This window comes from Flavobacterium odoriferum (assembly GCF_025499515.1).
Classification (GTDB): domain Bacteria; phylum Bacteroidota; class Bacteroidia; order Flavobacteriales; family Flavobacteriaceae; genus Flavobacterium; species Flavobacterium odoriferum.
Genome location: NZ_JAMKFA010000013.1, coordinates 1 through 9,826, shown reverse-complemented (window position 1 = coordinate 9,826; position 9,826 = coordinate 1). Strand labels below are relative to the sequence as shown.

Below are 9,826 nucleotides of genomic sequence, written 5' to 3'. Positions count from 1 at the left end.
TTTCTTTTGAAAAGCCCTATCAGTAATGATAGGGCTTTTTTGTTATAAATATATCTCCCGATGGGATTCTAAATATATAAAACCACCTGAATTGAGGTGGTTTTGTTGTTTTTCTACCTCATGAAAGGCTAACGCGAGCGTCTCGCTCGTGGATTTGTGGACACGAGCGGGACGCTCGCGCCAGCGACGGGGAACTAGTTAACTAATCCTATTTTAATTTAGGGTTTTGAAAGGTTGTGGTTTTAAATCTGAAACATTATCCATTACTCAATAAGTTCTAAATTTTTGCATTTATTTTTTTCATACCAATTAATCCAGACATTTCTATAATTTAAATATTTATTATATGGAATTTGATTTATGTAATTTCCTGCATATTCGCTATTAGTTTTTGAATATTTTGAAAAAAATCTTATGGCTTTGTAATAATCAGATTTAATTTTATCCAATTTCTCTAATTTTTCTTCAAAATTAAGTTGTACGTCATTAGCAATATTAGTACTTTTTGATTTATTTTTATAATAATCATCCAATATTGATAAATTACTAAAAAACTCTTTCTTAAAAATAAGGTTCTCATTACAATTTTCTCTCTCTAAATCAAGTTTTTTATTTCCTGCGCAACCTATGGATAATATTGCAAGAAAATATATAATTCTAAGTTTTCTCATGTCATTTTTTTTAATAAAATCAGTGGGTGGTTTTCCCAGTTCACGAGCGAATCCTTTTGCGTTTTTTGTGAATTTTAAGCAATTTATAAATAATTTTCTAATTAAATTCAACTGAAAACTATTTCCGCGTTAGGGATAAAAGCATTTGTTTGAGCTCTTACTTAAAATACCTAAGGATTTTAAGTAAAGCGAGTGCGGATAGCCCGACCCTTGGGGAACGCCCATAAAAAAATCCGACTCTTTTGAAGTCGGATTTCTATTTAATTAAGGTTTTAACTATTTTACTAAACCTCTTGAAATAACAATTCTTTGAATTTCTGAAGTTCCTTCATAAATCTGTGTAATTTTTGAATCACGCATCATTCTTTCTACGTGGTACTCGCTTACGTAACCATTTCCGCCGTGAATTTGAACAGCTTCATTTGCTACCTCTAAAGCGATTTCAGAAGCATATAATTTCGCCATAGCACCAGAATGTGCAATATCTTCACCATTATCTTTTTCAGTTGCTGCTTTATGAATTAACAATCTAGCACATGTAATTTTAACATGCATATCGGCTAATTTGAAAGCAATTGCTTGGTGATTAAAAATTGGTTTTCCAAAAGCTACACGCTCTTGAGAATATTTCAATGCTAATTCATAAGCTCCTTGCGCAATACCTAAAGCTTGAGATGCAATTCCAATTCTTCCTCCGTTTAATGTTGACATCGCGAAAGCAAAACCAAATCCGTCTGCACCAATTCTGTTTTCTTTAGGAACTTTTACATCATTAAATAATAAAGTATGTGTATCAGAACCACGGATTCCCATTTTCTTTTCTTTTGGACCTACTTCAAAACCTGGCATTCCTTTTTCCACAATAAGAACGTTAATTCCTTTATGTCCTTTTGAAGCATCAGTTTGTGCAATTACTAAATAAGTAGAAGCTGTTCCACCATTAGTAATCCAGTTTTTAGTTCCATTTACTAAATAATGGTCGCCCATGTCAATAGCAGTTGTTCTTTGTGATGTTGCATCTGAACCTGCTTCTGGCTCAGATAAACAGAAAGCTCCAATTACTTCACCTTTCGCTAACGGCGTTAAGTATTTTACTTTTTGTTCTTCTGAACCATATTTTTCTAAACCAGCACAAACTAATGAGTTATTTACTGACATGATAACCGCTGCAGAAGCATCAACTTTAGCAATTTCTTCCATTGCTAAAACATATGATAAACTATCTAATCCAGCGCCACCGTATTTTGGATCAACCATCATTCCTAAGAACCCAAGTTCCCCCATCATTTTTACTTGTTCTGTTGGGAATTTTGAATGTTCGTCTCTTTCAATAACTCCAGGTAATAATTCTGTTTGAGCAAAATCTCTAGCAGCTTGCTGAATCATTAAATGCTCTTCGGTTAATTTAAAATCCATATTATTTAGATGTAATGTTTGATTATTTTGTAATTTCAGGAACCAAATGTAAAGATTAATTACCAAATTTTCAATAACAATTTGTAATTTTAACCCATGTTTAAAGAAAACTATAACGTTATCGGAGTTATGTCGGGCACATCGTTAGATGGTGTCGATTTAGCTTACATAAAATTCAATCATTCAGAGAATTGGACGTTTGAAATTTATCAATCAGAAACCGTTTCTTATTCTGAAGAATGGCTTAACAAATTGAAAAATGCGATTCGTTTCAGCCATTCAGAATTAGAGGAATTGAATAGTAGTTATACAAAACTTTTAGCTTCGATAATTTCTGAATTTATCTCAAAACATCAACTGACCGAGATTGATGCCGTTTGTAGTCATGGGCACACGATTTTGCACCAACCTCAAAACGGTTTTACGCTTCAAATTGGGAATCTTCCCATAATTCGCGATTTGGTGAAACAAACAATTGTTTGTGATTTTAGAGTACAAGATGTGCAATTAGGAGGTCAAGGTGCGCCATTGGTTCCAATTGGAGATGAACTGCTTTTTTCTCAATATGATTATTGTCTGAATTTAGGCGGATTTTCAAATGTTTCTTTTAATGAAAATGGTAATCGTATAGCTTTTGATATTTCGCCAGTGAATACTGTTTTGAATTTTTATGCGAATGAATTAGGTTTTCCATATGACGATGCTGGGAATTTGGCAAAATCTGGAAATGTGAATCAGGATTTATTGCAACAATTGAATGGTTTGGATTTTTATAAAGCACCTTATCCAAAATCTCTCGGAATGGAATTCGTAAATGCTGAAATTTTTCCACTTATGCATTCTTTTTCAATAGATGAGAAAGATAAACTTCGAACTTTTGCAGAACATATTGCTCTTCAAATTGCAAACATTTGTTCAAAACCAAATTCAAAATTATTCATAACAGGAGGAGGAGCCTATAATCGATTTTTAATTGAGAGATTACGTAATTATTTACCTACAACTGAAGTTATAATTCCAGATGATAAAACCATTCAGTTTAAGGAAGCATTGATTTTTGCATTTTTAGGTGTGTTGCGATTAAGAAATGAAATTAATGTATTATCCTCAGTAACAGGAGCTAATAAAAATCATTCTTCAGGAGAGGTGTATTTGTAAATGTTATAAAAAACTAAAAAATGTAGTTTAGGCTTCGGTGCTTAAACAGAATATGTATATTTGTAAAACCAAAAATTTTAACCAACACAATGAAAGATTTATTACAAAAATTTGAAAACAAAGAACCAGAAATAGTATTTAATTGGAAAGACCCTGAAACAGATGCAGAAGGATGGACAGTAATCAACTCGTTAAGAGGTGGTGCTGCAGGTGGAGGAACTCGTATGCGTAAGGGATTAGATATGAATGAAGTACTTTCATTAGCAAAAACGATGGAAGTTAAGTTTTCAGTTTCAGGACCAGCAATTGGTGGTGCTAAATCAGGAATTAATTTTGACCCAAACGATCCAAGAAAAAAAGGTGTTTTAGAAAGATGGTATAAAGCAGTTTCTCCATTATTAAAAAATTACTACGGAACTGGTGGCGATTTGAATGTAGATGAAATTCACGAAGTTATTCCAATGACAGAAGATTGTGGTGTTTGGCATCCACAAGAAGGTGTTTTCAACGGTCACTTTAAACCAACAGAAGCTGATAAAATCAACAGAATAGGACAATTACGTCAAGGTGTAATTAAAGTGATTGAAAATCCAAATTTCTCTCCAGATGTAAATAGAAAATATACAGTTGCCGACATGATTACAGGTTATGGTGTTGCCGAAGCGGCTCGTCATTACTATGATATTTATGGAGGAACAGTCGTTGGTAAAAAAGCGATCGTTCAAGGTTTCGGAAATGTAGGTTCTGCAGCTGCTTTTTATTTAGCTCAAATGGGAGCAAAAGTTGTTGGAATCATTGATAGAGATGGTGGAATTATCAATGAAAATGGTTATTCTTTCGAAGAAATTACAACATTATTCTTAAACAAAGACGGAAATAAATTAGTAGCAGACAACATGATTCCTTTTGCTGAAATCAATGAGAAGATTTGGTCAATGGGTGCTCAAGTATTTGCTCCATGTGCAGCTTCAAGATTGGTTACTAAAGACCAAGTAGATAGCATGATTGCTTCTGGATTGGAAGTAATTTCAAGTGGTGCAAATGTTCCGTTTGCTGATAAAGAAATTTTCTTCGGTCCTATTATGGAAGAAACAGACAAAAAAGTAAGTTTAATTCCTGACTTCATTGCAAATTGTGGAATGGCAAGGGTTTTTGCTTATTTCATGGAGAAAAAAGTACAAATGACAGATGAAGCTATTTTCTCAGATACTTCAAACAGAATCAAAAATGCAATTCAAAAAGCACATGCTATCAATTCTGACAAAAAGAATATTAGCGCAACAGCTTTTGAAATTGCTTTAAAACAACTCGTATAATAAATTTTTAAAATGGAAGCATTACTTATTTTACTGTTTGTAATTGGTTATTTATCAATTACATTAGAACATCCTCTTAAATTAGACAAAACAGTTCCAGCACTTTTAATGGCCTCTTTGATGTGGGCATTATTAGCAATTGGTTTTCATCAAGGTTGGTTTTCGGTTGTAGATGGTCATGGTTCCGTTTTTAATATTAATTCTGGGGATATTCATGCTCAAGAACATGGTTTCGAAGGACTATTATTACATCATGTAGGTAAAGTTGCAGAAATTTTAATTTTCCTTATTGGTGCAATGACAATTGTAGAGTTAATTGACTTGCACCGAGGTTTTGATGTCTTGAAAGATATGGTTAAAACCAAAAGTAAAATCAGATTGTTGTGGATAACAGGAATTATTGGATTTATTTTATCGGCAGTTATTGATAACTTAACAGCAACAATTGTATTAATTTCTCTTTTAAGAAAATTAGTTCAAAATAGAGAAGAACGAATTTGGTACGCATCTTTAATAGTTATTGCTGCAAACGCAGGTGGAGCATGGTCTCCAATTGGTGATGTTACTACTACAATGCTTTGGATTGCCAAAAAAGTTTCTGCAGGTGGGTTGTCAGAATATATCATTATTCCAGCAATTTTATGCTTCGTAGTGCCTTTTGCTTTAGCATCAAGAATGAAAATATTTAAAGGAAATATTGAAGAAGTCGAAACCAAAAGCAGCGAAGAAACACATAAATTATTGAGTAGTAAAACCATGCTTTGGTTAGGATTAGGAGCAATTGTTTTTGTGCCAATTTTTAAAACAATTACACATTTACCCCCTTATGTTGGAATGATGTTGAGTTTAGGTTTTGTATGGTTGGTTTCAGAATATATTCATCCAGAGGATAATTTCGATAAAAGTAAAAAACACTTATATTCAGCACATAAAGCATTATCGCGTATAGAAATTTCAAGTATTTTATTCTTTTTAGGAATTTTAATGTCAGTTGCAGCTCTTGAAAGTTTAGTCTTTGGAGCAATCAATGGGCAAGAGGTAGGAACACTAAGATATGCTGCAGAAAGTATTTCTAATGCTATTCCAAATATGGATATTGTGGTAATATTATTAGGCGTTTTATCAGCTGTTATTGATAATGTACCTTTAGTTGCTGCTTCAATGGGAATGTATACTTATGAATTAGATAATCCAATTTGGCATTTTATTGCTTATTCAGCAGGAACAGGTGGGAGTATGCTAATTATCGGTTCTGCAGCTGGTGTTGCAGCAATGGGAATGGAAAAAATTGATTTTATTTGGTATTTGAAAAAAATTACATGGTTAGCATTTGCAGGTTTTATGGCTGGAGCTCTTGTTTTCTTATTTATTGAACATTATATTAGATAAACAATAATAAAATTATATATACGTTTTTAATACAAATTAAGTAATTACTATGAATATATTTCTTCAAGTAGATAGTTTAGCAGTAGCCAGTCAAGTGGCAGCAGAAGCTCAGCCAACAGAGCAAACTTTGTCAATGTGGAGCTTATTAACTAGCGGTGGAATAGGAGGCCAATTGATTATGTTAGTTCTGTTTATTCAGTTGTTTTTTGCTCTATTTTTATATTTTGAGCGATTAATGGCAATCAACAAAGCTTCTAAAATAGATGCTAGTTTTATGAATAATATTAAAATGAATATTATGTCAGGAAAAATTGATGCAGCCAAAATGTTATGTGCACAAACCAATTCACCTGTAGCAAGATTAATCGAAAAAGGAATTTCTCGTATTGGAAAACCATTAGAAGATATTAATACAGCAATTGAAAATGCCGGTAATTTGGAGTTGTACAAGTTGGAGAAAAACACTAGTATGTTAGCAACTATTTCAGGAGCCGGACCAATGGTTGGTTTCTTAGGGACGGTTGTTGGTATGATTCTTGCCTTCCATAAAATGGCAAGTGGTGGCGGACAAATCGAAGTAGGTGCATTAGCTGAAGGAATTTACACAGCTATGACAACTACGGTTGTTGGTTTAGTAGTTGGAATTATTGCTTATGTTGGATATAATCACTTGGTAGTTAAAACGAATAAAGTGGTTAATCAAATGGAAGCCAATGCGGTTGATTTCTTAGATTTATTAAATGAGCCAGTATAATGAAGTTAGGAAAAACAAGAAATAAAGTATCAACAGAATTTAACATGTCGTCAATGACCGACATTGTGTTTTTGTTGCTTATCTTTTTCATGCTAACTTCTACTATGGTAACCACTAACGCATTAGATTTAGTGTTGCCAAAAGCAAAAGGAAAAACTGATAGTAATAAAAGTACTTCGGTGAGTATTGATAAAGATTTGAATTTTTTCATTGATAAAGATCAAGTAAACGAAGCTGATTTGGAAACCCAATTATTAGCACTTCTTGGAAATTCACCAGAAAAAGCAATCGTGTTACGTGCCGAAAAATCAGTGCCACACGAAAAAGTGGTTCAGGTTATGGAAATAGCCTACAGAAATCAAATAAAAATGGTAATTGCAGTGAGTCCAAAATAATTAGAAGCTATTCCAGCTGTTCGCTATATCTTTTCTTGCTTAAAGAAAGCAAAAAAAGGATGTCGCTTCCGTCTGGGCTAGGGCAACCAGTTTTCAGTAGTCAAATTACAGATATATGAAACTTTTAGAAACACCCGAAGAAAAAAAATCATTTGGCATCACAACTGCCGTTTTTGTGGTGTTGTTCATCTTGTTTGCCTTTTTCGGATTGACATATATGGATCCACCGCCTGAAAACGGAATTGCGGTAAATTTTGGAACAAGTGATACAGGAAGTGGCGACATTCAGCCAACTGATCCACCAAAAACTACCGAAGCAGAAGCACAAAGTGAACCCGAAGAATCAGAAGAGCAAACACTTACTCAAGATGCCGATGCACCTGTAACGCTTCCAAAAACGGAAAAGAAAAAACCAGTTACAAAACCTACGGAAAACAAACCAACAGAAACACCTAAAAAGAAGGTGAATTCTGCTTTAGATAAAATCAAAAATGCCAAAAAATCAGATGGTAATGGTGAAACTAGCCATGGCGATGATAAAGATGGTGATGGCGATAAAGGAAATCCAAACGGTAGTTTATATGCCAATAGTTTTTACGGAAATGGCACAGGTGATGGAACTGGTACTGGTAAAGGAACTGGTTGGGGTTTAGCTGGTAGAAAGTTAGCTGGAAATTCTAAAAAAGTACAAGATTGTAATGAATCTGGGAAAGTTGTAGTAAAAATATGGGTAAACAAGCAAGGAACTGTTGTTCGTGCCGAACGCGATAAAGGAACTACAAATTCTGACCCATGTTTAGTAAATCCTGCAATTGCAACCGCAAAAACTTTTAAATGGCAACCCGATGCCAATGCACCAGATACTCAAATCGGTTTTGTTGTGGTTAATTTTCAAGTTGGAGAGTAAAATATGAAAGCTTTTTATTTACTTTTTTTATTTTCAATTGTGTCTTTTGGGCAACATACAGATAATGATGGCTATGGAAAAGGTGCGCCTGAAAGACCAACCTATGCGAATAGTTTTTATGGAAATGGTACAGCTCCAAAGAATCTTCATTTAAACGGGCGAACTATAGAGAAATCAGATTTTGATTTATCGGATATTGATTGTGATGAAGTAGGCAAAGTTGTCGTAAAAGTGGTGGTAAATAAGCAAGGAAGAGTAATAAGTGCTGCAATGTCAAGAGGAACAACAAACAGTTCAGCCTGTTTGGTTAAACCGTGTATTGAAAAAGCTAAATCCTTTACTTGGAAAGCAGATACAAATGCTCCAGATACTCAAATTGGTTATATTGTTTTTGTTTTTGCCATTATAATGCCTTAAAATTTACTTTAACCCCGATAAAGAGCTCATTCCGATTCTTAACTGGATTGTAACGAAAACGGGAGCTCGATTGCTATCGTGAGGTTAACAAGAAAGACTAAACCTTTCGTTTTAAATAATTTTTAAATGACTTACAAAGAAACCACAGATTGGATGTTTAGTCAGTTGCCCATGTTTCAAACGCAAGGAGCTTCGGCGTATAAAAAAGATTTAACGAATACACATTTGTTAGTAAATCAGCTCAATCATCCAGAACAAAAATTCAAATCTATACATGTGGCGGGAACCAATGGAAAAGGTTCGACTTCTTCTATGATAGCTTCAATTTTGCAAGAAGCGGGTTATAAAGTTGGGCTATATACTTCGCCCCATTTAAAAGAATTTCGCGAACGCATTCGTATTAATGGCGAAATGATTTCCGAAGATTTTGTAGTAGATTTTATAGCTCAAAACAAATCTTTTTTTGAAGAAAATCAGTTGAGTTTTTTTGAAATGACAGTTGGCTTGGCATTTGATTTTTTTGCAAAAGTAGCGGTAGATGTTGCTGTAATTGAAGTAGGAATGGGAGGAAGATTAGATTCTACGAATGTAATTACTCCATTAGTTTCTGTAATTACCAATATTGGTTTTGATCACACACAGTTTTTAGGTGAAACATTGTCAAAAATTGCATTTGAGAAGGCTGGAATTATCAAATCTAATATTCCAGTTGTAATTGGAGAATATTCAGAAGAAACAAAAGCTGTTTTTGTTGCTAAAGCGAAATCAGAAAATGCGTCTATTTATTTTGCACAAGATAATCCTGAAGTTACTTACGAATGCGCATTAGTTGGCGATTACCAAGAACAGAATAAGAAAACTGTTCTTCAAACAATTGAATTATTATCAACTGAATTTAAAATTGAAGAAGAACATATTAAGTTGGGTTTACTGCATGTAATTCAAAACACAGGATTGTTAGGTAGATGGCAAATTTTGAATAAGAATCCATTTGTAGTTTGCGACACAGCTCATAACAGTCATGGATTAAAAATTGTATTGAATCAAGTTCAAAAGCATAAATTTGATTCGTTGCATATTGTTTTAGGAGTGGTGAATGATAAAGATTTGGATGGGATTTTACCTTTATTTCCAAAAAAGGCAAAATATTATTTTTGTAAACCAAATATTCCAAGAGGATTGGAAGCGAAAATTTTACAACAAAAAGCATTTGATTTCGGATTGAAAGGTGAAGTATATAATTCTGTTACAGATGCTTATCGAGAATCGTTTAGAAAAGCTAATACTAATGATTTTATTTATATTGGAGGAAGCACATTTGTAGTAGCAGAAATTGTGTAATTTTTTTTAGAAAAGACTTGCAAAAACAAATATTCAGTGTATATTTGCACTCGCATTAAGAA

10 protein-coding genes are annotated in these 9,826 nt (G+C 33.4%); 8 read left to right on the top strand and 2 right to left on the bottom strand.

The annotated features are described in order from the left end of the window. Nucleotides 1–263 precede the first annotated feature (263 nt). Complete coding sequence (locus M9Q43_RS10875) at nt 264–671, bottom strand: hypothetical protein (protein ID WP_262318933.1); 408 nt, start codon at nt 669–671, stop codon at nt 264–266. A gap of 276 nt (nt 672–947) precedes the next feature. After that, on the bottom strand, nt 948–2,087 hold the full coding sequence (locus tag M9Q43_RS10870; protein ID WP_133610962.1) for an acyl-CoA dehydrogenase: 1,140 nt from the start codon (nt 2,085–2,087) through the stop codon (nt 948–950). A 96-nt stretch (nt 2,088–2,183) separates the two neighbouring features. Between M9Q43_RS10870 and M9Q43_RS10865 the strand changes: the two genes are divergently transcribed. The 8 genes from M9Q43_RS10865 to M9Q43_RS10830 all read left to right on the top strand — a co-directional run bounded on the left by M9Q43_RS10865 (nt 2,184) and on the right by M9Q43_RS10830 (nt 9,764). Next, a complete protein-coding gene (locus M9Q43_RS10865) occupies nt 2,184–3,245 on the top strand; it encodes an anhydro-N-acetylmuramic acid kinase (protein WP_262318932.1) in 1,062 nt (353 codons plus the stop codon). Between the two features lie 89 nt (nt 3,246–3,334). After that, nucleotides 3,335–4,561 carry a Glu/Leu/Phe/Val dehydrogenase dimerization domain-containing protein gene (locus M9Q43_RS10860; RefSeq protein ID WP_262318931.1) on the top strand — a complete coding sequence of 409 codons (1,227 nt, stop codon included), beginning with the start codon at nt 3,335–3,337 and terminating at the stop codon, nt 4,559–4,561. A 12-nt stretch (nt 4,562–4,573) separates the two neighbouring features. Further along, complete coding sequence (gene nhaD / locus M9Q43_RS10855) at nt 4,574–5,950, top strand: sodium:proton antiporter NhaD (protein ID WP_262318930.1); 1,377 nt, start codon at nt 4,574–4,576, stop codon at nt 5,948–5,950. Between the two features lie 49 nt (nt 5,951–5,999). Further along, entirely contained in the window at nt 6,000–6,704 is a 705-nt protein-coding gene (locus tag M9Q43_RS10850; protein WP_262318929.1) for a MotA/TolQ/ExbB proton channel family protein, read from the top strand. Then, nucleotides 6,704–7,099 (top strand): ExbD/TolR family protein, encoded by a 396-nt coding sequence (locus M9Q43_RS10845; protein WP_262318928.1) that lies wholly within the window; start codon nt 6,704–6,706, stop codon nt 7,097–7,099. The genes M9Q43_RS10850 and M9Q43_RS10845 overlap by 1 nt, the downstream gene beginning before the upstream one ends. A gap of 115 nt (nt 7,100–7,214) precedes the next feature. Beyond that, nucleotides 7,215–8,006 (top strand): energy transducer TonB, encoded by a 792-nt coding sequence (locus M9Q43_RS10840; RefSeq protein WP_262318927.1) that lies wholly within the window; start codon nt 7,215–7,217, stop codon nt 8,004–8,006. A gap of 3 nt (nt 8,007–8,009) precedes the next feature. Beyond that, a complete protein-coding gene (locus tag M9Q43_RS10835) occupies nt 8,010–8,423 on the top strand; it encodes a hypothetical protein (protein ID WP_262318926.1) in 414 nt (137 codons plus the stop codon). Between the two features lie 126 nt (nt 8,424–8,549). Continuing rightward, nucleotides 8,550–9,764 (top strand): bifunctional folylpolyglutamate synthase/dihydrofolate synthase, encoded by a 1,215-nt coding sequence (locus M9Q43_RS10830; protein ID WP_262318925.1) that lies wholly within the window; start codon nt 8,550–8,552, stop codon nt 9,762–9,764. The last annotated feature ends 62 nt before the right edge of the window (nt 9,765–9,826 follow it).